Origin of the sequence: Pseudomonas sp. NPDC089407 (assembly GCF_044900445.1) — a bacterium.
Taxonomy (GTDB): Bacteria; Pseudomonadota; Gammaproteobacteria; order Pseudomonadales; family Pseudomonadaceae; genus Aquipseudomonas.
This window is the reverse complement of the sequence record NZ_JBJDNB010000041.1, coordinates 41,428-63,735: the sequence shown is the minus strand read 5'-3', so window position 1 is coordinate 63,735 and position 22,308 is coordinate 41,428. Positions and strand designations below refer to the sequence as shown.

Below are 22,308 nucleotides of genomic sequence, written 5' to 3'. Positions count from 1 at the left end.
AGGCTGAGATGGCTGTGAGCTTGAACTGCTCTGTGTATTTGCCCATAGGTCCCCCAAGGGTTGGATTTTTTGTCCAACTTCTTGGGGGCAGTCCACTGTTGTAGGAGCGGCCTTGTGTCGCGATAGGGGCGCAAAGCGCCCCCATGACCTCAATGCTGCTTGGCCTGCCTGATCCTTAGCAGTATCGCCAACAACACCAGCAGCACCGGCGGCGCCATGGCCAACAACCCGTCCCGCGCCGTCAGCCCCAACCCCAGCACATTCAGCCCGCCATACAGCAGCTTGAACAGGTTCAGCAGGTAATAGGTAATGGCAATGATCGACAGCCCCTCCACCGCCCGCTGAATCTTCACCTGGGCGTCAGCCCGGGCATTGAGGCTGTGCAGGATCGCGGCGTTCTGCTCTTCCATCTCTACCTGTACCCGCGCCTGTAGCAGGTCGCCCAGGTTGGCCACGTTCTTCGCCAGTTGCTCCAGCCGCTGCTCGGTGGCTGCGCAGTAACGCACGGTCGGCTTGAACCGGCGCTCGATGAACACCCCCAGGCGCTGGCAGTCAGCCACGTGGCTTTCGCGCAGCTCGCCCAAGCGCTCGAACACCAGTTGCGCATACGCCTGGGTGGCGCCAAAGCGGTGGCGGGTTTTTACCGTGCGGCTGACCACCTGGCGTGACAGGTGGGCAATGGCTTCCAGCAACCCTTTGGAATCATGCCCATCGCCGCCGGCACTGCGCTCGGAAAGGTTCACCAGGGTCTTGTCGAAGGCGTCCAGCTCCTGGCTCAGTTGCTTGGCCGTGGTCAGGGTCAGCGAGGCCATCATGCGGTACGTCTCGATCTCCAGCAGGCGGCGGATCATCCGGCCCTGGCGGTAGGCATTGAGGCGGCGATTGATGAACAGGAAGCGATTGGTGCCATCTTCGGTCAGGCGGAAATCGCTCCACACCACCGCATCGCCACCTCCGACGCACGAGCCGCACGGGTCTTTGAAACCGTAGTGGGTCAGGTCCAACCCCTGTTCGCCGCGTACCAGCACCTGCACCGTATTGATCACCTGTGCTGCCTGCGGCGCAATGGCTTCGGCCAGCACCGGCGGCAGGGCTTGCCACTCGGTGTCGGCGACAGTGCAGGGCACCACCAGCGTCAGGGTGAAGAACTCGGTGTGCCGTTCCCACTTGAACGGGTGGCCATCCAGGCAGGTGATGCCTTGGGCGGCTGCGGTGTCTGGGGCATCCGGGCAGCAACGCTGCAGCAGTGCCGCACAGGCCGCATCGCCGCCGAGCAGGGCCAGGTGGAAGACATGCGCCGGGCCGTCGAAGTACAGCGACGGGCGGGCGTGCAGTTCGTTGTGCAAAGCAGTGCGTTGAGGGTGCATGGGTGGTCCGGCCTGGTGTTGTGATTGTGGGGGTACCAGGAAGTGGGACTTTGCGGGAAGAGGGGAAAGTCACGCGAAGGAAAGTTTGTATCGCTTTACTCGCGCTTCAGATACAGCTGGTTGAGCGCCCGAAGATAGAGGGGCTTACTGAGGCCTGGCTTGGATTTTCGAGGATTCAGAAATCGAGCGCCGCCCGCGCGGCGCTTCGCGGGACAAGCCCGCTCCCACATCTGTTTTCGGGCCAATGAATCCTGTGAAAGGTGGGTCGCAGCTTTGGTGTAGGGCTGGAGACTAGTGGTGAGGCAGCGCCACCTCGGACCCAAGCCAGGTCAACAAGGCGGACGGCGGTGAGCTCACAAGCGAGACTGGCCCGAAACAGATGTGGGAGCGGGCTTGTCCCGCGAAGCGCCGCGCGGGCGGCGCTCGATCTAACAGGCGCTAAAAACCTCTCGACGAAGCCCTAGCCCAAGCACCGCGTCACATGCTTGACCGACAGATACGCCGACAACCCCCAAGGCCCGAGCTCACGCCCGATCCCGCTGCCCTTGGTGCCGCCCCACGAAGTCTCGACGAATACCGCCTGCACCGAGTTGATCCACACATGGCCCACCTCCAGCGCATCGGCCACGCGCTCGGCGCGCTCAAGGTCGGCAGAACACACTGTCGCCACCAGCCCGAAGCGGCTGTCGTTGGCCTCGGCAATCGCCTGCTCTTCGGTGGCAAAGCGGCGTGCGCACAGCACCGGGCCAAAAATTTCCTCAGTCCACAGGCGGCTGTGCTTCGGTACATCGGTATAAAGCGTCGGGCTGACGAACCAACCTTCACGGTCCAGCGCCTTGCCACCGGCCAGGCACTGCAAGCCTTCTTCGCGCGCCGTGGCAAAGTAGCTGGCCACCTTCAGCCATTGCGCCTGGCTGGTCAGCGGGCCCATGTCGACTTCTTCGCTCAACGGGTTACCGACCCGCAGGTTTTCCAGCGCCATCTGCAGACGCGGCAGCAGGGCATCGGCGATGCCGTCTTGCACCAGCAGGCGCGAAGTGGCTGAGCACATCTGCCCGGCGTTCCAGCTGATGCCGGCGACAATCCACTCCACCGCCTGGTCGACATCGCAATCGTCGAACACCACGATCGCCGACTTGCCGCCCAGCTCCAGCGTCACCGGCCGGCACTGCGCCGACGCGCTGCGCATCACCTGGCTGCCAACGCTGTTGCTGCCGGTGAACGACAGTTTGTCCAGGCCGTTGTGGCTGCTCAGCGCGGCACCTGTCTCGGCTTTACCATTGACGATGTTCAGTACACCGGCCGGCAGGCCCAGTGCATCGGCGATCTGGCCATAGGCTTGCTCGATCAGCGGGGTGACCTCTGAGGGTTTGAGCACCACGGTGCAGCCGGCGGCCAGGGCCGGGGCGAGCTTCCAGGCGCTGGTCACCAGCGGGAAGTTCCACGGCACGATCAGGCCTACCACGCCGACCGGCTCCAGGCGGGTGCGAGCGCTGAAGCCCGGGGCTGCCAGCGGCACGTCACGGTTTTTCGCCGGCAGTTGCTCGGCCAGCTCGGCGTAGTAGCCGAAGGTGGCGACAGCGTCGTCCAGGTCGATTTCTGCCTCGTGGCGCGGCTTGCCGTTGTTGCGCATTTGCAGGGTGATCAGTGCTTCACGGCGCTGGCCAAGCTGTTCGGCAAAGCCACGCAGGTAGGCGGCGCGTTCGCTGGCGCTGGTGCTTTTCCAGGCGGGCAGGGCAGCACGGGCAGCGGCCACGGCCTGGTCGACCTGCTCGACGCTGGCGGCCATCAGTTCGGCGAACGGTTGCCCCAGCGCAGGGTCATTGACGCTGATGCAGTCGCTGCCCAGGCCTTCGACCCAGCGGCCGGCAATGTAATGGGAAGTGGTCATGGTCGGTTTCCAGTCAGGCCATTTCGGCAGTGGTTACAGGCGTATGCGCAATGCTTTTGCAACGCACCCAGCGCGGGCCCTGGGGGCCATACACGCCAGCAGGTTCAGGGAACAGGTTGAGCAGCAACAGGTACAGCACGCCAGCCAACCCCAGGGTCACCGGCAGGCTCAGGTCGATACCGCCGGCCAGGTCGCCCAGTGGGCCGACAAACTGCCCCGGCAGGTTGACGAAGCACAGGCCGACCGCTGCGCTGGGGACCCACGCCCCCATGCCGCGCCAGTTCCACCCGTGCAGGAACCAGTAATGGCCGCCACGCTGGCCGCGGGTGAACACCTGCAGGTCGTCGGCGTGGTAGAAGCCGCGACGGGTGATCAGGCCGAGGATCATGATCACCATCCATGGGCTGGTGCAGGTGATGATCAGCACGGCAAAGGTCGACACGCTCTGCACCAGGTTGAAGGTGAAGCGGCCGATGAAGATGAAACCGATTGCCAGCACGCCGATCAGCAGGGTGGCACCGGCACGGCTGAGCAGGCGCGGGAACACGCTGGACATATCCAGGCCCGTGCCATACAGCGCAGTGGTACCGGTGGACATGCCACCGATCACCGCAATCAGGCAAACCGGCAGGAAGAACCAGCTGGGCGCTACGGCCAGCAGGCCACCGACGTAATTGTTGGTAGCGATGTAGTCCGGTGCCTGGGTGGCCACCAGGGTGGCGGTGCACAGGCCGAACAGGAACGGGATCAGCGTGGCGCTTTGGGCCGCGATCACTGCCAGCATGATGCGCGCCTTGGGTGTTTCACGCGGGATGTAACGCGACCAGTCACCCAGGAACGCACCGAACGACACCGGGTTGCTCATCGCCAGGATCGCTGCGCCGACAAACGCCGCCCAGAAGCCGGCCTGGCCGAGGTTGACGCTGCCTGCGTAGCCTGCATCGAACGGCCCGGCAAAGGCAACGATACCCAGCAGGAACAGCAGGCTCGACGCCCACACGGCAATCTTGTTGACCCACAGCATGAAGCGGAAGCCGAAGATGCATACCACCAGCACCAGCACGGCAAACAGGCCGTAGGCCAGGCCCAGGGTCAGGTCGCTTTCCGGCAGGCCGGCCAGGCGCTTGGCGCCGCCGACCAGGGCGTCACCCGAACTCCACACCGACAGCGAAAAGAACGCCACCGCTGTGAGCAGCGACAGGAACGAACCGACGATACGCCCGTGTACGCCAAAATGTGCGCCCGACGAAACGGCGTTGTTGGTGCCGTTGAGCGCGCCGAACAGGCCCATGGGTGCAAGGATCAGGGCACCGACGCCGACGCCGAGCAAAATCGCCCAGACACCGGCCTGGAACGACAGCCCGAACAGCACCGGGAAGCTGCCCAGCACAGCCGTGGCAAAGGTATTGGCGCCGCCGAAGATCAGGCGAAAAAGGTCCAGCGGGGAGGCGTCGCGTTGATCGGCGGGGATCTGTTCGACGCCGTTGGTCTCGATACCGGTCGAGTGGCTCATGGTGATGCTCCAGCGCGGTTGTTGTGGGCCGGCGCGGTGCGCGGGCCTTCTTGTGGGTGCGTTGGCAGGGCGGCAGGGCCGCGGAAAAAGATGATCAGGCCGGCGACACGACCGACAGGTGCTCGTGGCAGGCCAGCCACCGGTCGCCTTGGCGACGGAAGACGATGGTCTCGCGCTCGCTCAGTTGGTGTTCTTCACCGGCAATGCGGATATGTGTGGCCACATCGTGCATGAAGATCGCCACATCGCCTTGCAGGCTCACCTGGGCATTGCCCGACTCGCAAGCCAGCACGGCAAAGCCCTCGGCCTGCCACTGGGCCCAGATTTCTTCATACGCACGGCGTGACAACAGCGGTTGCGGCAAGGTGTGGAAAAGGAACGTGGCGTCTTCGCTGAAACAGGCGAAATAGCGGGCGGTGTCGTTGCTGGCGAATGCGGCAACGAGGTCGGCGGCGGCTTGCCGAACCTGAAGTGTCTGGTCCACGGGAGTGGCCTCACGGTTTTTTGTGATTGTGGTGAAGCGATTCTGGTGGCGCTGGGCGGGGGGTAAAATCGCTGATAGCAAATAATCAGTTCAGGAATTTGTGAAGTGATGTTCGCGCCTCCTTTACCCTTGCGCTATCCGTGGATATGGTGACAGCTGAATCCCGCGGATTGCAGGCAATGAGCATCTACCAACCACCATTGACGGTGACACCCCGTATTCTGGCTCTGGTTGCCGAAATCAGTGAACAAGTGGGGTTGTTGACTGCCCATCGCGATGCGGCGATGACACCGCAATTGCGACGAGGCAACCGCATTCGCACCATCCAGGCATCGCTTGCGATAGAAAACAACACGCTCAGCGTGGAGCAGGTAACTGCCTTGCTCGATGGCAAACGGGTTTTGGGCATGCCGCGGGAAATCCAGGAGGTGCGCAATGCATTCGCTACCTATGATGCGATGCCAGGCTGGCGTGCCGACTCCCAGAGCGATCTGCTCCGCGCCCACGGCATGCTGATGCATGGGCTGATTGATGACTCCGGTCACTACCGGCGGGGTGGTGTGGGTATCTGTCGGGGCTCAAGCCTGCTGCATATGGCGCCACCTGCCAGCCGGGTGGCGACGCTGGTACAGGATTTATTGCATTGGCTTGCGCACAACGACTGGCACCCGCTGATCATCAGTATCGCCGGCTTCGGCATGAACGTCAGCGGGGTGCCCCTGGCGGAAAACCCATGGTTTCTGGGTGCTGGTGGCGACCTTTACCGTGCTGGTAGGGCGCTGGGCGTTTCGCAAGCGGCGAGAGTACTGACTTCTCAGTCTTGACGCGGTCCTTGTAGGAGCGGCCTTGTGTCGCGATGGGGCGCGCAGCGGCCCTGGTCTTTCAGCTCCGCCGCGGATATCGAAGGGGGCCGCTTTGCGGCCCGATCGCGACACAAGGCCGCTCCTACAGAGACTGCACCCAACCCGACCGGTGGCCCTCCCAGCCCCACATCCTTGCCTACGCTGATACTCCCAACCCGCTAAAGCAAGGAGATCCGCCATGGCCTTCCAATACAAGCGTCTGGACAAGAACGATGCTGCGGTACTGCTGGTCGACCACCAAACCGGCCTGCTCTCGCTGGTAAGGGACATCGACCCCGACCGCTTCAAGAACAACGTGCTGGCCCTGTCCGACCTGGCCAAGTACTTCAAGCTGCCGACCATCCTCACCACCAGTTTCGAGACCGGCCCCAACGGCCCGCTGGTGCCCGAGCTGAAAGAACAATTCCCCGACGCCCCGTACATCGCCCGCCCCGGCAACATCAATGCCTGGGACAACGAAGACTTCGTCAAGGCGGTAAAAGCCACCGGCAAGAAGCAGCTGCTGATTGCCGGCGTTGTCACAGAGGTTTGCGTGGCCTTCCCGGCGCTGTCGGCACTGGAGGAGGGCTTTGAGGTATTCGTCGTCACCGACGCCTCCGGTACCTTTAACGAACTCACCCGTGATTCGGCCTGGCGGCGCATGGAGGCGGCCGGGGCGCAGCTGATGACCTGGTTCGGCGTGGCCTGTGAGCTGCACCGTGACTGGCGCAACGACATCGAAGGGCTGGGGACGCTGTTCTCCAACCATATCCCGGATTACCGAAACCTCATGACCAGCTACAACAAGCTGGCCAAATAGCGTTTGTGGGGGCTGCGTGGCGCCCCCCTTTCCAATCGCCAAGCGAAGCGGCAATCCGCCATGAATCGACCATACTGACTCTTCATTCGCCCCCAGGAGAGTGCCCATGTCCAAGTCGCCCAGGAAGAAACCCAGCCAGGACCCGCAGGAAAAACTGGGCGGCAAGGCCTACGAAAAAGAGCTCAAGCACCTGCATGTGGAGCTGGTAAAGCTGCAGGAGTGGGTGGTGGCCAAGGGCCTGAAGGTGTGCATCGTCTTCGAAGGCCGCGATGGCGCCGGCAAGGGCGGCACCATCAAAGCCCTTACCGAGCGCGTCAGCCCACGGGTGTTCCGCGTGGTGGCGCTGCCGGCACCCACCGAGCGGGAAAAGACCCAGATATACGTGCAACGTTACCTGCGCCACCTGCCGGCCGCCGGCGAAGTGGTGATCTTCGACCGCAGCTGGTACAACCGCGCAGGCGTCGAGCGGGTAATGGGTTTTTGCAGCGAAGAGCAGAGCAGCAAGTTCCTCAGCGTGGTACCGCTGTTCGAGAAAATGATGGTCGAGTCGGGGATCATCCTCATCAAGTACTGGCTGGAGGTCAGCGCCGAAGAGCAGACCCGCCGCCTGCAGGACCGTATCAGCGATGGCCGCAAACTGTGGAAGCTGTCGCCGATGGACCTCAAGTCGTACACCCGCTGGGACGACTACACCCGTGCCCGCGACGACATGTTCGCCGCCTCCGACTCATCCTGGGCGCCGTGGTTCATGGCCCACTCCAACGACAAGCGTCGCGCCCGGTTGAACATCATCAGCCATATGCTCACGCGCATCCCCTACAAGGACATCACCGGCGAGCAGGTCGTCAAGCTGCCCAAACGCGGCAAGATCGGCAAGTACAAGGCGGTAGCCTACCCGTTCAAGTTGGTTGAAGAGCGTTTCTGATCCCCTCCCTGCGGGGAGCAGCGAGGGTGCGAGCCTATGCCACATGACGGCAGCCTGTTGCAGGCGACGGTGGTGTTCCTGCTGGCCGTGGTGCTTCTGGTACCGCTGGCGCAGCGTCTGAAAATGGGCGCAGTACCCGGTTACCTGTTGGCCGGTATCCTGATCGGCCCGTCGGTGTTCGGCCTGCTGAACAACCCGGACAACGTCGCGCGCCTGTCGGAGATGGGCGTGGTGATGCTGCTGTTCGTAATTGGCCTGGAGCTTTCGCCACGGCGCTTGTGGACCATGCGCCGGGCGCTGTTTGGTGTTGGCACCTTGCAGGTGGGGCTGACGGCGCTGGTGCTGGGGCTGTTGGCGTACTTTCTGTTTGCCCAGTCAAAAGCGGCAGCCATTGTGCTGGGCCTGGGGCTGGCCTTGTCGTCTACCGCTTTTGGTCTGCAGGTGCTGGCCGAGCGCAGGGACCTGGGCAAGCCACACGGGCGTCTGGCGGTGGCCATCCTGTTGTTCCAGGACATTGCCGCCATCCCGCTGATTGCCGTGGTGCCGTTGCTGGGTGGCAATGTCAGCACCGCCGACGAAGGCGCCTGGCCGGTACTGGCGGTGCTGGCCGGCATTGGTGTGCTGATCGTGTTTGGCCGCTATCTGTTGACCCCGGTGTTCAAATGGACAGTCGGTTCGGGCTTGCCCGAGCTGTCGACGGCTACTGCCTTGCTGGTGGTGCTGGGCACGGCCTGGGTAATGGAGCATGTGGGCGTGTCGATGGCGCTGGGCGCCTTCCTGGCCGGTGTGCTGATGGCCGAATCGCCGTTTCGCCACGAGCTGGAAACCCAGATCGAACCACTCAAGGGCCTGCTGCTCGGGCTTTTCTTTGTCGGTGTGGGCATGAGCGCCGACCTGCGGCTGCTGTTCGGCATGCCATGGAGGGTGCTGGGGCTGACCCTGCTGCTGGTGCTGGTCAAGTTGCCCCTGCTGTTTGGCCTGGCACGCACGGCAGGTGGGCTCAACCAGCCCCAGGCCTTGTGCCTGGCGGTGGTGCTGGCATCTGGCGGCGAGTTTGCCTTCGTCGTGTTCAAGCTGGCGCTTGGGCATCAGGTGCTGACTCAGCAGGTACATGACCTGTTGGTACTGGCCATCACCTTGTCCATGGCGGTGGTGCCGCTGGTGATGATGGCCCTGGCGCGGCAGTTGCGGGACGACAGCCCGGCGCAGGCCAGCCCTGAGACCGGTCACTGAATAGCGCCTGGCGGGCGCATTGAACAGGCGGAGGTGAAACATGCAGCCGAGTTTCAAGCTGGACAGCGCCCTGTCGCGGGGCTTGCTCGACGTGCTGATCAAGGCGGGCCTGGTGGCTGCCTTGGTGGTGTTCTCCTTCCAGGTATTCCAGCCGTTCCTGGAGTTGATGCTGTGGGCGGTGATTCTCGCGGTAACGCTGTACCCGCTGCATCGGCGCATCCAGCGCGGCACCGGGCTCAAGGATGGCTATGCGGCAACGCTGGTGGTGTTGATCGTGCTGGTGGTACTGCTGGTGCCGATCTACCTGGTGGTGATGTCCATCGGCGAATCGGTGGACAGCCTGGTGACGCTGCTCAAGAGCGGCGCCTGGAGCGTGCCAGCGCCGCCTGAGTCGGTGGCGACCTGGCCGCTGATCGGCCCCAAGGTGTATGCACTGTGGCTGTCGGCCTCGGAAAACATGGCCCAAGTCCTCAACCAGTGGATGCCGCAGCTCAAGGGGGCTGGGCGGACGATGCTCGGCGCCGCGGCCAGCGCCGGTGGCGCGTTCTTGCTGTTTATCGCGGCGATCATTGTCTCGGGCATCATCATGGCGTTCGGCAAGCACGGCGAAATCTCGGCCCAGCGCATCGCCATACGCGTGTCTGGCGAGGAGCGCGGCAAGCCACTGGCCAAGCTGTGCACTGCCACCATTCGCGCGGTGGCCCAAGGGGTGATCGGTATCGCTTTCATCCAGATGCTGCTGATCGGGGTCGGCTTCGTCATCAAAGGGGTGCCAGGCGCCGGGATGCTGGCCATCGTCATCCTCATGCTGGGGATCGCCCAGGCCCCTGCGACGCTGGTCACGGTGCCGGTGATCATCTATGTGTTCAACGTTGAAGGTTTCACCGTGGCGACCATCGTATTTGCCATCTACACCTTTGTTGCCGGGCTGGCCGACAACGTGCTCAAGCCACTGCTGCTGGGGCGCGGGGTGGATGTGCCGATGCCGGTGGTACTGATAGGGGCGCTGGGCGGCATGGTGGTCAAAGGCATCATCGGCCTGTTCATCGGCCCGGTGATCCTCGGCGTGACCTACGTGCTGTTCTGGCAATGGGTTGCCCTGCAGGTGCCGGAGCAACCGGCACCACCCGCTGCCTGAGCCAGGGCCTGCCATGCCCAACCGCTGCTATGGCCTGGGGCTGCTGATGGTGCTGGCCGGCTGCACCCAGGTCGGCCCGGGCTTCGAGAAACCTCAGGACCCATGGCTGAGCAACTGGAGCACACCATTATTGGAGCAGGCCGGGCGCAGCGCCGCGGCACCGGACCTGCGCCAGTGGTGGGCAGTGTTTGCCGACCCGACACTGGACGCGCTGATTACCGAGGGCGATGCCAACAACACCAACCTGCGCGTGGCAGGCCTGCGTATCGCCGAAGCCCGCGCCCAGTTGGCCATCGTGCAGACCGGGCGTTATCCACAATTGCAGCAGTTGCGGGCGCAGAGCCTGTACCTGAAGCAGGACCAGTCCGGTACCGCCACTGCCCGCGACTCGGTGTTCTGGCAGTCCAGCATCGGCTTCGACATTGGTTGGGAAACCGACTTCTGGGGCCGTTTCAGCCGTGCCATCGAAAGCGCCGATGCTACCTATTTCGCCTCACAGGCCAACTACGCCGACGCCATGCTGCTGTTGCGTGCGCAGGTGGCTGATACTTACTTTGCCCTGCGCACTGCCGAAGCACGGCTGGATATCGCGCAGGAAAACGCCAAGCGCCAGGCCCGCAGCCTGGAGATTACCGAGCGGCTGTTCCGTCATGGTGAAAACGACGAACTGGACTGGCAGCAGGCGCGCACCCAGTACCTGGCCACCCTGGCCACGATTCCTGAGTTCGAGAACCAGCTCAATGCCCTGCGCAATGTGTTGTGCTCGCTGCTCGGCCGGCCGCCGGGGCCGCTGCCACAGCTGGACGGCCGCCATGGCCGGTTGCCACTGCCGGACCGCGCCATATTGCAGGACGTGCCCGCCCGCCTGCTGCAGCGGCGCCCGGACATCCGCGCGGCCGAGCAGGCCGTGGCAGCCCAGTCGGCGCTGGTGGGGGTGGCCGAAGCCGACCTTTATCCGCAACTGAGCCTGCTCGGCAGTATCGGCTGGACCCTGCTCTCGGCCAATCATCTGCCCAACACCTTCGACCTGGCGGCAGGCCCGAGCCTGATCTGGAACCCGTTCGACTATGGGCGGCGCAAGAACGCGGTGCGGGTCGAGGACGCGCGCTTGCAGCAACTGATCGAGTTGTACCACCAGAGCGTACGCGAAGCGGCCCGTGAAGCCGACGACGCGGCCAGTGGCCTGGTGCGTTCGCTGCAAAGTGCAACCATTCGCGGCCAGGCCTCGCAGGCCGCACAACGTTCGCTGAACCTGGCCAGCTCGCAGTACCAGGAAGGCTTTGCCGACTTCCAGCGCGTGCTCGACGCCCAGCAACTGTTGTTGCAGCAGCAGGATGGTTACCTGGTCAGCCGCGGCAATGCGGTGAGCAGCCTGGTGAGCTTGTACAAGGCGCTGGGGGGCGGGTGGGATAGCACGCGCCAGCCGATCGACCGCGCTACCCGCCAGCAGATGCAAAACCGTACCGATTGGGGCGACCTGCTCGACGAGCCGGCCGCTGTCCACCCTGAACAAGGTGAGCCGAAATGAGCGACCCCGCTGAAGCGCCGCCAGCCCCCGACCGCGGCATGCGCTGGGTGTTGATATTGATCATCGTCAGCCTGGTCTGGTACCTGCTGGCTGACCGCTTTACGCCCTACACCCAGCAGGCCCGGCTGCAAGCCTACGTGGTGCCGGTGGCTGCCGAAGTGGCCGGGCAGATCAAGCGCGTAGCGGTGGGCAACAACCAGGAAGTGCGCCGGGGCGATGTACTGTTCGAGCTCGACCAGGCGCAGTACCGCATCGCCCTGGCCCGCGCCGAAGCTGACCTGGATACCGTGCGCCGGCAGATCGGCGCCGGCACGGCCGGTATCGACTCGGCCCTGGCGGCACTGGTGGCGGCCCAGGCCAACGAGCGCAAGGCCCGCCAGGACGCCGAGCGGCTCAAGCGCCTGATCGATGAAGACCCTGGCACGGTGTCGGTACGCCGCCTGGAAGGCGCCCAGGCCACCCGTGACCAAGCCATCAGCCAGGTGGCGGCGGCCCGTGCCGAAGTCGAGCGGGCGCGTGAGCAGCAGGGCGGGGCCGAAGCCGACAACGCACAACTGCGCAGCGCTGCCGCCAACGTGGAAAAGGCCCGCCTGGACCTGGCCCGCACCGTGGTGCGCGCCGATGCCAACGGGTTGATCACCGACTTGCGCACCGATGTCGGCCACTACGTGGGTGCCGGCAGCCCGATGATGACGTTGATCGCGATCCATGACGTGTGGATAAGCGCCGACATGACCGAGAACAACCTCGGCCGCCTGCGCCCGGGCGCCCCGGTGCTGGTGGTGCTCGATGCCCTGCCCGGCACGGTGCTGACAGGGCAGGTACGCAGCATCGGCTATGGCGTGAGCGTCGGCCAGCCGGCGCCTCCGGGCAGTTTGCCGACCGTGCAGAACAGCCGTGACTGGCTGCGCTCGGCGCAGCGCTTTCCGGTAATCGTCGAGCTTGACCGCGACCAGCTGGCAGACAAGTCCGGGTTACGGGTCGGCGGCCAGGCCGAAGTCATGGCCCTGCCCAGCGAAGGCAACCCATTGAACCTGCTGGGCCGCCTGTTCATGTGGCTGATGAGCTGGTTGTCGTATGCCTATTGAGCTACGCCGCCTGCGCGCCCTTCGCCTGGCCTGGGGCGTGGCGCTGTGCCTGGCGGTGAGTTTCGGCATCGGCCTGCCGGTGCCAATCCTGGCACCGGTGTTTGCCGTGCTGTTGCTGGCCATGCGCAGCCAGCCCTTGCCGCTGCGTGCGGCCCCGGCCCTGGCGGTGCTGGTGCTGCTCGCCTGCGGCAGCGGGTTGCTGCTGATTCCGCTGCTACGGCATGCCCCGGTGAGTGGCGTTTTACTGGTGGGCGTGGGGGTTTTCCTGACACTGCGCTACGCGCTGAGGGGCGGTAACGGCCTGTTGGCAAACTTGCTGGTGATCGGCCTGACCATGATCGCCGCTGCCGGTACCAGCAACTTCACCCTGGCGCTGTCGGTGGTCGAAGCGCTGGCCAAAGGCATGCTGCTGGCGGTGCTGGGTACGGCTGTGGCACATGTGCTGTTTCCCGAGCCTGCCGACGCTCCCCCACAGCCGGTGCCACCGCTGCTGGACAGCGAGCATGTCAGCTGGGTGGCACTGCGTGCCACGCTGATCGTGATGCCGGCCTTTCTGCTGGCGTTGATTGCCCCGGACCCGTACATGCCGCTGATCATGAAGGCTGTGAGTGTGGGGCAGCAGGCCGGTGAGACCCGCGCACGGCACGCCAGCCGCGAGCTGATCGGCTCGACCTTGCTGGCCGGGGTGTTGGCGATTCTGTTGTGGGGGGCGCTGAGCCTGTTCGTGCACCTGTGGATGTTCTTTCTGTGGGTGCTGCTGTTTACGCTCTGGCAGGCGCGGCGGCTGTATCAGGCGGTGCCCAACCGGCACAGTCCGGCGTACTGGGTCAGTTGCCTGACGACCCTGCTGATTCTGCTGGGGCAGTCGGTGCAGGACAGTGCCGGCGGGCAGGATGTGTACAAGGCGTTTGCCGTGCGCATGGCGTTGTTCCTGGCCGTGTCGGTGTATGCCAGCGCCATGCTGATCTGGATCGACCGGCGCCGGGTGCGGGTTGCCTAGTCCTTTTCATCTGCCGGTCGGCTAACGCGGTCAGGTGTAGGAGCGGCCTTGTGTCGCGATCGGGCTGCGAAGCAGCCCCAGGGATTCTGCACAAATGCACAAGTTGCCGGGGCTGCTTCGCAGCCCGATCACGACACAAGGCCGCTCCTACAAGGGCCTGCGAAGGCCAGTGAAAGCGAGCTAGGGCTGCCAATCAACCCCACTCTCTTCCAGATAAGCATCTACCGCCGCCCCCACTGTAGGGTGAAAAGCCCAGAGCCACGGCGATCCCGCCCAGCACCACCTCGACCAGATCGATGTCGGTGACCCAGGGAAGACGAAGCTGGGCAAGCCTTGCGGTAATTGCCCGAGAACCTTTACGCCCATCTGGTCAAGGTTGAACAGGCTCACGGCCAGCGTTGCCAGCACCACCGCGATCAGGATGCCCGGGATGCGCTTGAACGGTTTGAGCAACAGGATCAGCACCAGGCTACCGGCGCCGACGACAAAGCTTGGCCAGTGCCCTTGGCCGGCGAACAGCGCCTGGCCCAGGTGCCAGATGTCGCGTAAGGGGCCTTCACTGTCGACCTTGATGCCGAACAGCTTGGGCAACTGGCTGATCAGTACCGTGAGGGCGATGCCGTTCATGTAGCCATAGCGGATGGGCTTGGCCAGCAACTCGGTGATAAAGCCCAGGCGCAGCAGCCCGGCGATCACACAAAAAGCCCCCGCCACCAGGGCCATCAGGCTTGCAACGGCAATCGCGCGTTGCGGATCGCTGGCTGCGTATTGCACGACCACCGCCAGGATCGGCGCGGCCAGCGCCGAGTCCGGGCCCAGCACCAGGATGCGGCTGGGGCCGAACAGCGCGTAGGCCAGCAGCGGAATGATGGTGGCGTACAAGCCATAGATGCCCGGCACCCCGGAAGCTTCGGCATACGCGATGCCCACCGGTACCAGCATGGTGGTGAGCACCAGGCCGGCAGCGATGTCTTTGGCCAGCCAGGCGGGCTTGTAGTGGAGCAGGGTGACCAACCCGGGCAACCAGCGTTGCCAGTCGAAGCGGGGCGATTCGGGCATGCTGCCGGCTCCAGCGGGGAGGGTGCTGAGTCACAGCTTAGATGCTGAAAAGCGGGGCCGCTTTGCGGCCCACCGCGACACAAGGCCCACACAGGGACCGCGCCAGCCTGAGGCCTGCACAGTACCTGTGGGAGATCGCCCAGCCCTTTGGACTGCGCTGTCGCGCAGAGAACTGCGTTCGCAAGCAGTCCGCATACCCTGTGGGAGCGGCTTTAGCCGCGAAGAATCCAACGCGGTGCATGGCACCGGCTGCGCCGGTGTTCGCGGCTAAAGCCGCTCCCACAGTGTCCCTGCCAATTCAATGAGTTATGCGCAGTTCTATGAGAGCGGGTTCACCCGCGAAGAAGCCGACTCGGTACATGGCCCCGGCTTTGCCGGTGTACGCGGCGGTTCGACGCCTCGACCTGGGTGCGCGTCCCGCTTGCCAAAGGCCAGAAAAAACAAAACCCCTTGAGGCATTGGTCTCAAGGGGTTTGTGGGTACAGCAGGCTAACGCTTAGACGTTGAAACGGAAGTGCATCACGTCGCCATCTTTAACGATGTAATCCTTGCCTTCCAAGCGCCATTTACCGGCTTCCTTGGCACCGCTCTCACCCTTGAACTGGATGAAGTCGTCATAGGCCACCACTTCAGCGCGGATGAAGCCTTTTTCGAAGTCGGTGTGGATAACGCCGGCCGCTTGCGGTGCGGTGGCCCCGACGCGTACGGTCCAGGCGCGTACTTCCTGCACGCCGGCAGTGAAGTAGGTCTGCAGGTTCAGCAGCTCATAACCGGCGCGGATCACGCGGTTCAGGCCAGGCTCTTCCAGGCCCAGGGCCTCGAGGAACATGTCTTTCTCTTCGCCATCATCCAGCTCGGCGATTTCCGCTTCGATCTTGTTGCATACCGGCACCACCACCGCGCCTTCTTCCTCGGCGATGGCCTTGACCACGTCCAGGTGCGGGTTATTGTCGAAGCCGTCTTCGGCGACGTTGGCGATGTACATCACCGGCTTGCTGGTCAGCAGGTGGAAGCCACGGATAACGGCCTTTTCGTCGTCAGCCATGTTCTTCATCAGGCTGCGTGCAGGCTTGCCTTCGGTGAAGTGCGGAATCAGTTTTTCCAGGATGGCCTTTTGCGCCAGGGCTTCTTTGTCGCCGCCCTTGGCGTTGCGGGCAACCTTCTGCAGTTGCTTCTCGCAGCTGTCGAGGTCGGCGAAGATCAGTTCGAGGTCGATGATTTCGATGTCACGCTTGGGGTCGACGCTGTTGGAAACGTGGATCACGTTCTCGTCTTCGAAGCAGCGCACCACGTGGGCAATGGCGTCGGTCTCGCGGATGTTGGCGAGGAACTTGTTGCCCAAGCCTTCACCTTTCGAGGCACCGGCTACCAGGCCGGCGATGTCGACGAACTCCATGGTGGTCGGCAGGATGCGGTTAGGCTTGACGATCTCAGCCAGCGCAGCCAGGCGCGCATCGGGCATTGGCACGATGCCGCTGTTCGGCTCGATGGTGCAGAAAGGGAAGTTCTCCGCCGCGATGCCAGACTTGGTCAGGGCGTTGAACAGGGTGGACTTGCCGACGTTGGGCAGGCCGACGATGCCGCAATTGAAACCCATGGGTATTCCCCTCTCTAAAGGAAATCAGGCCTTCTGGCTGTGCAGCTCGCGCATCGCCTTGGCGAAGTCGCCGGCAAGCACGTCCGGCAGCACGCCGAGGGCAAAATCGATGCTGGCGTCGAGCTTCTCCTGCTCGGCGCGCGGTGCGCGACCCAGGACGAAGTTGGAGACCAGTTTGGCGTCACCCGGGTGGCCGATGCCAAGCCGCAGGCGGTGGAAGTCGTTCTGGTTGCCGAGCTGCGCAATGATGTCGCGCAGGCCGTTGTGCCCCCCATGGCCGCCGCCGCGCTTGAGCTTGGCAACGCCCGGAGGCAGGTCGAGTTCGTCGTGCGCCACCAAAATTGCTTCCGGCTTGATGCGGAAGAAATTGGCCAAGGCCGCCACGGCCTGGCCGCTACGGTTCATGTAGGTGGTGGGGATCAACAAACGAACGTCGTTGCCCTGATGGCTGAACTTAGCCGTCAGGCCGAAATATTTTTTGTCAGCGGTCAGCGAAACACGCTGGGCGCTGGCAATGCGTTCAACGAAAAGAGCCCCTGCGTTATGCCGGGTCTGTTCGTATTCGGGGCCGGGGTTACCCAGGCCAACGATCAACTGGATGGCGGTCACGTCAGGGGCTCTTCCTTGGAGTTGGTGGGTTACAGTGCGCGCGGCACTGTAACCCGATCAACGCCGGCGTGCGAGTGGATTACTCGGCAGCGCCTTCTTCAGCAGCTTCGGCGGAAACGCGCGGAGCGTGAACGTTGGCAACAGCTTTGTCATCACCGTGGGCCAGAGCTACGAACTCTACGCCTTTCGGAGCTTTCAGGTCCGACAGGTGGATGATGGTGCCGATTTCAGCGTTGGCCAGGTCGACTTCGATGAACTCAGGCAGGTCTTTGGCTTCGCAGGAAACTTCGATCTGCGATTCAACGTGCGAGATCTCGCCGCCTTTCTTGACCGGTGCTTCTTCGTTGATGAAGTGCACTGGAACAACAGCGGTCAGCTTCTGGCCAGCAACGACGCGAACGAAGTCGGCGTGCATGATGAAGCCTTTGGCTGGGTGGCGCTGCATGGCCTTGACGATGACGTTCTGCTTGGCGCCGTCGACGTTCAGTTCGATAACGTGGCTGAAGGCAGCTTCGTTTTCGAACAGTTTGGCGATTTCCTTGGCCACGATGGTCAGGGATTGGGCTTCTTTATCGCCACCGTAAACTACGGCAGGGATGCTCAGCGCGTGACGCAGGCGGCGGCTCGCACCTTTCCCCAGGTCAGTACGCGCTTGGGCGTTCAGGATGAAATCAGTCATTTTACTTCTCCAAAATAGCCTCCCGAATGGCGTTTGCGACCAGCGCCAGACGGGGATGGCAAAAAAGCCCCGCCCCAACACAGGTTGGGGCGGGGCGCTTCACATCAACACGTGTTCCGCTTAGCGGAACATCGCGCTGATCGATTCTTCGTTGCTGATACGGCGGACCGCTTCAGCGACAACCGGTGCGATATCCAGCTGGCGGATACGGTCACAGGCTTGAGCAGCGGCGGACAGCGGAACGGTGTTGGTCACCACCAGCTCGTCCAGTACCGACTTCTCGATGTTCTCGATCGCGCGGCCCGACAGGACAGGGTGCGTGCAGTAGGCGTAAACCTTGGCAGCGCCATGTTCTTTCAGGGCTTTGGCCGCGTGGCACAGGGTGCCGGCGGTGTCGACCATGTCGTCTACCAGGATGCAAGTGCGCCCTTCGACGTCGCCGATGATGTGCATAACCTCGGAGTGGTTAGCCTTTTCGCGGCGTTTATCGATGATACCCAGGTCGACGCCCAGGGACTTGGCGACGGCGCGTGCACGCACAACACCACCGATGTCCGGGGAGACGATCATCAGGTTCTCGAAACGCTGGTCTTCGATGTCGTCAACCAGTACGGGCGAGCCGTAGATGTTGTCGACGGGGATATCGAAGAAGCCTTGGATCTGGTCAGCGTGCAGGTCGACGGTGAGTACACGGTCGATACCTACGACAGTGAGCATGTCAGCAACCACTTTGGCACTGATGGCTACACGTGCCGAACGCGGACGGCGGTCCTGGCGGGCATATCCGAAGTAAGGAATCACGGCGGTGATTCGGGATGCTGAGGAGCGGCGGAAGGCGTCAGCCATCACTACCAGTTCCATCAGGTTATCGTTGGTCGGGGCACAGGTCGGCTGAATAATGAAAACGTCTTTACCACGAACATTTTCATTGATCTCAGTACTGATCTCACCGTCGGAGAATTTACCGACAGAGACGTCACCGAGAGGGATATGCAGCTGACGTACGACACGCCGAGCCAGATCGGGGTTAGCGTTCCCCGTAAAGACCATCATCTTGGACACGCGCAGTACCTGAAGGCTGAGGGTATACCTGGATGAGTATAAGGAAAATGGCAGGGGCGGCTGGATTCGAACCAACGCATGGCAGGATCAAAACCTGCTGCCTTACCGCTTGGCGACGCCCCTGTATCTGTTGCTTGCGAACGCTTATGCGCTCGACTTCTTGACCAGACTTTGCAGCTTGCGATGCAACATCGAAATATTGCTTCCTTTCGCCACAAACCCTGTTTGGGTCGCTGAAAGAAGGGCCAGAACTTTATCAGCTTCGGCTTTGCTTGGGAAGGCCCCAAATACACAACTTCCAGTGCCAGTTAGTCGAGCCTCAGTGAATTTTCCCAGTGAATTCAACGCATTGCGAACTTCAGGGTAATTCTGCTCTACCACTGGTTGGCAGTCATTTCGACTGTTTCCCTTGGGAACGGGGCGCATCTTAAGGGGGAGTGAATCACGTGTCAACTGCGGATGCGAAAAAATTTCTACTGTGCTGACAGACACTTGCGGCACCAGCACGACATACCAGGGCTCGATCGGGTCGACCGGGGTCAGTTGCTCGCCCACGCCCTGGGCGAACGCTGCATGGCCGCGCACGAACACCGGCACGTCGGCGCCCAAGCTCAGGCCCAGTGCGGCCAGGCGGTCTTCGTCCCAGCCCAGCTGCCACAGGTGGGCGAGGGCCAGCAGGGTAGTCGCGGCATCCGAGCTGCCGCCACCGATGCCGCCACCCATGGGCAGTACCTTGGTCAGCCAGATGTCGGCGCCAAGCGTGGTGCCGGATTGTTCTTGCAGCTTGCGCGCGGCCCGCACGATCAGGTTGTTGTCGTGTGGTACGGCCTCGATCTCGGTGTGCAGGCGGATCACACCATCGTCACGCAGGGCGAAACTCAGCTCGTCGGCGTGGTCGAGAAACTGGAACACGGTTTCCAGCTCGTGGTAGCCGTCGGCGCGGCGACCGATGATGTGCAGCCACAGGTTGAGCTTGGCCGGGGCCGGCAGGGTGAGCTTTTGCATGGGGTTAGTGCCCCAGCTGGCGCGGCTGCCAGTCCTTGACCACCAAGGTCACGTCCAGGTCCTTGCCGTGCAGCTTCAGGCGCTCGGGCAGCCAGTAGCCGTTCTGCTCGGTGTAGCTCAGGTACTGCACCTGCCAGCCGTCCTGGTCAAGGCTGGCCAGGCGGCTATCGCCGTCCAGGGTCAGCTTGCTCTTGCTGTCAGGGGCGGGCAGGCCGCGCACCCACCAGACCAGGTGCGAGACCGGCAGTTTCCAGCCTAGTTGTTCTTCCAGCAGGGCTTCGGGGCTGGTGGCTTCGTAGCGGCCCTGGTTGGCCACTTCCAGTACCACGCCGCCGGGGCGGCCGGTCAGGCGTGCGGCGCCACGGCCCAGCGGGCCGGCCAGGCGAATGTCGTAGTAGTCCTGGCGTTGCAGCCAGAACAGCGTGCCGCTGCCGGAGTCGCGTGGGGCGCGGATGCCGACCTTGCCGTTGATCTGCCAGCCGTCGAGGCTGCTCAACTGCTCTTTATGGGCGCGCCACTGCTGCGGGTCGCCTTGGCCCTGCAGGGCCTCACGGCTACCGAAGCCGGCACAGCCGGCCAGCAGGGCGATCAGGGTGAAGGTGATGCAATGGCGCAGGAACATGGCGTTAAAGGGTCTCGGATCCGGTCAGGCGCAGGAGGGTCTTGCGCAGAATGGGGCTGTCGGGCTGGGCTTCGAAGCCCTTGGCCCAAGCCTGGCGGGCTTCGCGGCGCTTGCCGTTGGCCCACAGCACTTCGCCCAGGTGGGCAGCCACTTCGTGGTCGGGGAAGTTGGCAAAGGCCTGGCGCAGGTAGGTTTCAGCCGCGTCGAGGTTGCCCTGGCGATAGTTGACCCAGCCCAGGCTGTCGAGCACCGCCGGGTCGTCCGGGGTCAACTGGTGGGCTTTGTCGATCAGCGCCTGGGCTTCGGCATAGCGGGTGGTGCGGTCAGCCAGGGTGTAACCCAGGGCGTTCAGGGCCATGGCGTTTTCCGGCTCGCGGGCGATGATGGCACGCAGGTCTTTTTCCATTTGCGCCAGGTCGTCGCGCTTCTCGGCCAGCATGGCGCGGGTGTAAAGCAGGTTGAGGTCGTCCGGGTAGCGCTGGATGGCTTGCTGCAGCACCTGGCTGGCCTGGGCATCCTTGTTGTTGTTGCTGTAGCTTTCGGATTCGATCAGGTACAGCTGGATGGCGTAGTCCGGCTGTGCTTCGCGGGCTTCGGCGAGCAGCCGCGAGGCCTCGCTGCTGCGGCCGTTGGCGATTAGGATGTCGGCCTGGCGCAGTTGCGCCGCCAGGTAGTCAGGGCCTGGGCCGACCAGGGCGTATTCACGCAGAGCGCCTGCAGGGTCGTGGCGCTCTTCGCGTATGCGGCCGAGGTTGAGGTGTGCGGCGTCGACGTTGCTGTCGCGCTCGACCAGCTCTTGCAGATAACCTTCGGCTTCGTCCCAGTCCTTGTTTTCCAGGCACACCAAGGCCAGCGAGTAGCGCAGCTCGTCATCATCGGGGTATTGCTGGACCAGGCTGAAGAACTCGGCCTTGGCGTCGGCGATGCGGTCCTGTTCGACCAGGGTGCGAGCGTAAGTCAGGCGCAGGCGCTTGTCGTCCGGGTTGTCACGAATGGCCTTGCGCAGCAGCGGCAGGGCCTCCGGGCCACGGTCAAGGGCCTGCAGCAGGCGGGCGCGCAGCAGTATCGGGGCGATTTCGCCGTTTTGCGGCGGGTTTGACTCCAGCAGCTCCAGGGCTTCTTCGGTCTTGCCGTCCTGGTTCAGCAGCAGGGCCTTGCCGAACACCAGCTGGCCGTTATCCGGGTATTTCACCAGCAGGCGCTCGAAGCTTTGCAGCAGGCCGTCGCGGGTGCTCTGGTCGGTTTCGGCGGCAGACAGAGCAAGGAAATCGAAGTGGGTGTCGCCCTGGCCCTGCAGCACCTTTTCCATGTAGGCCATGGCGTCATCATAACGGCCAGCGCGGGCCAGCTGGATGGCAGCGGCGCGCTGGGCGTCGAGGTTCTGTGGGTCGTTGCGGGCCCAGACCAGGGCGTTATCCAGTGCTGGCTCGTCGGCGCCGAGGTATTCGGCTATGCGGTAGGCGCGTTCGGAGACCCCGGGGTCCTGGGTTTTTGCGGCCTGGTCGGTGTAGTTGGCCAGGGCGATGTCGAAGCGGTTGCGCTGGCCGGCCAGCTCCGCGACCAGCAGGCTATAAAGTGTGTCCTGCTTGAACGAGCCATACACCACGGGCTTTTCCGCCTCGCCTTTGCCAGCTTCGGCGACGGGAAGCTCGTCCTTTTGCGGGGCGAGGCTCTGGCAGCCCTGGAGCAGGGCGAAGGCAAGCAGCAATGCGTATGGTTTGTTCATAGAAGGCTTATTGGAGGACTCACCGGCGGTCGGAGCATGATGACACAAGCGCGGTGGCAAACCCACCTGTGCTGTGCCTGGTTAACTGCGACCTTGGCGGGGGGGAAGGGTTCCGGAGGT

General features: G+C 63.5%; 18 protein-coding genes, 1 tRNA gene and 3 pseudogenes. 9 read left to right on the top strand and 13 right to left on the bottom strand.

The window, feature by feature from the left end; genetic code table 11:
- Positions 1–149 precede the first annotated feature (149 nt).
- The 4 genes from ACI2KG_RS25300 to ACI2KG_RS25285 all read right to left on the bottom strand — a co-directional run bounded on the left by ACI2KG_RS25300 (position 150) and on the right by ACI2KG_RS25285 (position 5,255).
- Complete coding sequence (locus tag ACI2KG_RS25300; RefSeq protein ID WP_404663723.1) at positions 150–1,367, bottom strand: DUF3422 domain-containing protein; 1,218 nt, start codon at positions 1,365–1,367, stop codon at positions 150–152.
- Between the two features lie 460 nt (positions 1,368–1,827).
- Positions 1,828–3,258 (bottom strand): aldehyde dehydrogenase family protein, encoded by a 1,431-nt coding sequence (locus ACI2KG_RS25295; RefSeq protein ID WP_404663722.1) that lies wholly within the window; start codon positions 3,256–3,258, stop codon positions 1,828–1,830.
- A 13-nt stretch (positions 3,259–3,271) separates the two neighbouring features.
- Positions 3,272–4,771 (bottom strand): purine-cytosine permease family protein, encoded by a 1,500-nt coding sequence (locus ACI2KG_RS25290; RefSeq protein WP_404663721.1) that lies wholly within the window; start codon positions 4,769–4,771, stop codon positions 3,272–3,274.
- Positions 4,772–4,865: 94 nt separating this feature from the next.
- Complete coding sequence (locus ACI2KG_RS25285; protein WP_404663720.1) at positions 4,866–5,255, bottom strand: YybH family protein; 390 nt, start codon at positions 5,253–5,255, stop codon at positions 4,866–4,868.
- Between the two features lie 179 nt (positions 5,256–5,434).
- On the opposite strand from ACI2KG_RS25285, the pseudogene ACI2KG_RS25280 reads away from it, so the two are divergent.
- The 9 genes and pseudogenes from ACI2KG_RS25280 to ACI2KG_RS25240 form a co-directional block, all read left to right on the top strand.
- Positions 5,435–5,938: pseudogene (locus tag ACI2KG_RS25280) on the top strand (Fic family protein); the annotation flags it as partial.
- Between the two features lie 3 nt (positions 5,939–5,941).
- Positions 5,942–6,065, top strand: a pseudogene (locus tag ACI2KG_RS25275) (magnesium transporter CorA); the annotation flags it as partial.
- A 231-nt stretch (positions 6,066–6,296) separates the two neighbouring features.
- Entirely contained in the window at positions 6,297–6,917 is a 621-nt protein-coding gene (ycaC, locus tag ACI2KG_RS25270) for an isochorismate family cysteine hydrolase YcaC (protein WP_404663719.1), read from the top strand.
- Between the two features lie 106 nt (positions 6,918–7,023).
- Positions 7,024–7,842 (top strand): polyphosphate kinase 2, encoded by an 819-nt coding sequence (gene ppk2, locus ACI2KG_RS25265; protein WP_404663718.1) that lies wholly within the window; start codon positions 7,024–7,026, stop codon positions 7,840–7,842.
- A gap of 36 nt (positions 7,843–7,878) precedes the next feature.
- Positions 7,879–9,075, top strand: coding sequence for a monovalent cation:proton antiporter-2 (CPA2) family protein (locus ACI2KG_RS25260; protein WP_404663717.1), 1,197 nt, complete (start codon positions 7,879–7,881; stop codon positions 9,073–9,075).
- A 40-nt stretch (positions 9,076–9,115) separates the two neighbouring features.
- A complete protein-coding gene (locus tag ACI2KG_RS25255) occupies positions 9,116–10,213 on the top strand; it encodes an AI-2E family transporter (protein ID WP_404663716.1) in 1,098 nt (365 codons plus the stop codon).
- A 13-nt stretch (positions 10,214–10,226) separates the two neighbouring features.
- The gene (locus ACI2KG_RS25250; RefSeq protein ID WP_404663715.1) at positions 10,227–11,741 is read left to right on the top strand and encodes an efflux transporter outer membrane subunit; all 1,515 of its coding nucleotides are present in this window, start codon (positions 10,227–10,229) and stop codon (positions 11,739–11,741) included.
- Entirely contained in the window at positions 11,738–12,829 is a 1,092-nt protein-coding gene (locus ACI2KG_RS25245; protein WP_404663714.1) for an HlyD family secretion protein, read from the top strand. The genes ACI2KG_RS25250 and ACI2KG_RS25245 overlap by 4 nt, the downstream gene beginning before the upstream one ends.
- Positions 12,819–13,829: a DUF2955 domain-containing protein gene (locus ACI2KG_RS25240; protein WP_404663713.1), complete on the top strand. Its 1,011-nt coding sequence runs from the start codon at positions 12,819–12,821 to the stop codon at positions 13,827–13,829. The genes ACI2KG_RS25245 and ACI2KG_RS25240 overlap by 11 nt, the downstream gene beginning before the upstream one ends.
- 253 nt (positions 13,830–14,082) lie before the next feature.
- Here ACI2KG_RS25240 and ACI2KG_RS25235 read toward each other — a convergent pair.
- From ACI2KG_RS25235 to ACI2KG_RS25195, 9 genes and pseudogenes are all read right to left on the bottom strand, one after another.
- Positions 14,083–14,888: pseudogene (locus tag ACI2KG_RS25235) on the bottom strand (SulP family inorganic anion transporter); the annotation flags it as partial.
- Positions 14,889–15,384: 496 nt separating this feature from the next.
- Complete coding sequence (gene ychF, locus ACI2KG_RS25230; RefSeq protein ID WP_095115861.1) at positions 15,385–16,485, bottom strand: redox-regulated ATPase YchF; 1,101 nt, start codon at positions 16,483–16,485, stop codon at positions 15,385–15,387.
- A 24-nt stretch (positions 16,486–16,509) separates the two neighbouring features.
- Positions 16,510–17,094: an aminoacyl-tRNA hydrolase gene (pth, locus tag ACI2KG_RS25225; RefSeq protein ID WP_009686183.1), complete on the bottom strand. Its 585-nt coding sequence runs from the start codon at positions 17,092–17,094 to the stop codon at positions 16,510–16,512.
- A gap of 79 nt (positions 17,095–17,173) precedes the next feature.
- Positions 17,174–17,773, bottom strand: coding sequence for a 50S ribosomal protein L25/general stress protein Ctc (locus ACI2KG_RS25220; RefSeq protein ID WP_404663712.1), 600 nt, complete (start codon positions 17,771–17,773; stop codon positions 17,174–17,176).
- 120 nt (positions 17,774–17,893) lie between these two features.
- Positions 17,894–18,835: a ribose-phosphate pyrophosphokinase gene (locus tag ACI2KG_RS25215; RefSeq protein ID WP_003247410.1), complete on the bottom strand. Its 942-nt coding sequence runs from the start codon at positions 18,833–18,835 to the stop codon at positions 17,894–17,896.
- A 48-nt stretch (positions 18,836–18,883) separates the two neighbouring features.
- Positions 18,884–18,958, bottom strand: a tRNA-Gln gene (locus tag ACI2KG_RS25210).
- 21 nt (positions 18,959–18,979) lie between these two features.
- On the bottom strand, positions 18,980–19,840 hold the full coding sequence (gene ispE / locus ACI2KG_RS25205) for a 4-(cytidine 5'-diphospho)-2-C-methyl-D-erythritol kinase (protein ID WP_404663711.1): 861 nt from the start codon (positions 19,838–19,840) through the stop codon (positions 18,980–18,982).
- 4 nt (positions 19,841–19,844) lie between these two features.
- A complete protein-coding gene (gene lolB / locus ACI2KG_RS25200; protein ID WP_404663710.1) occupies positions 19,845–20,462 on the bottom strand; it encodes a lipoprotein insertase outer membrane protein LolB in 618 nt (205 codons plus the stop codon).
- Between the two features lie 4 nt (positions 20,463–20,466).
- On the bottom strand, positions 20,467–22,188 hold the full coding sequence (locus ACI2KG_RS25195) for a tetratricopeptide repeat protein (protein WP_404663709.1): 1,722 nt from the start codon (positions 22,186–22,188) through the stop codon (positions 20,467–20,469).
- Positions 22,189–22,308: the final 120 nt, after the last annotated feature.

What these genes read in the sequence shown, in the direction of transcription:
- ACI2KG_RS25300 (WP_404663723.1), bottom strand. Translation starts at nt 1,367, where the DNA reads ATGCACCCTCAACGCACTGCTTTGCACAACGAACTGCACGCCCGCCCG.
- ACI2KG_RS25295 (WP_404663722.1), bottom strand. Translation starts at nt 3,258, where the DNA reads ATGACCACTTCCCATTACATTGCCGGCCGCTGGGTCGAAGGCCTGGGC.
- ACI2KG_RS25290 (WP_404663721.1), bottom strand. Translation starts at nt 4,771, where the DNA reads ATGAGCCACTCGACCGGTATCGAGACCAACGGCGTCGAACAGATCCCC.
- ycaC (WP_404663719.1), top strand. Translation starts at nt 6,297, where the DNA reads ATGGCCTTCCAATACAAGCGTCTGGACAAGAACGATGCTGCGGTACTG.
- ppk2 (WP_404663718.1), top strand. Translation starts at nt 7,024, where the DNA reads ATGTCCAAGTCGCCCAGGAAGAAACCCAGCCAGGACCCGCAGGAAAAA.
- ACI2KG_RS25260 (WP_404663717.1), top strand. Translation starts at nt 7,879, where the DNA reads ATGCCACATGACGGCAGCCTGTTGCAGGCGACGGTGGTGTTCCTGCTG.
- ACI2KG_RS25255 (WP_404663716.1), top strand. Translation starts at nt 9,116, where the DNA reads ATGCAGCCGAGTTTCAAGCTGGACAGCGCCCTGTCGCGGGGCTTGCTC.
- ACI2KG_RS25250 (WP_404663715.1), top strand. Translation starts at nt 10,227, where the DNA reads ATGCCCAACCGCTGCTATGGCCTGGGGCTGCTGATGGTGCTGGCCGGC.
- ACI2KG_RS25245 (WP_404663714.1), top strand. Translation starts at nt 11,738, where the DNA reads ATGAGCGACCCCGCTGAAGCGCCGCCAGCCCCCGACCGCGGCATGCGC.
- ACI2KG_RS25240 (WP_404663713.1), top strand. Translation starts at nt 12,819, where the DNA reads ATGCCTATTGAGCTACGCCGCCTGCGCGCCCTTCGCCTGGCCTGGGGC.
- ychF (WP_095115861.1), bottom strand. Translation starts at nt 16,485, where the DNA reads ATGGGTTTCAATTGCGGCATCGTCGGCCTGCCCAACGTCGGCAAGTCC.
- ACI2KG_RS25220 (WP_404663712.1), bottom strand. Translation starts at nt 17,773, where the DNA reads ATGACTGATTTCATCCTGAACGCCCAAGCGCGTACTGACCTGGGGAAA.
- ispE (WP_404663711.1), bottom strand. Translation starts at nt 19,840, where the DNA reads ATGCAAAAGCTCACCCTGCCGGCCCCGGCCAAGCTCAACCTGTGGCTG.
- lolB (WP_404663710.1), bottom strand. Translation starts at nt 20,462, where the DNA reads ATGTTCCTGCGCCATTGCATCACCTTCACCCTGATCGCCCTGCTGGCC.
- ACI2KG_RS25195 (WP_404663709.1), bottom strand. Translation starts at nt 22,188, where the DNA reads ATGAACAAACCATACGCATTGCTGCTTGCCTTCGCCCTGCTCCAGGGC.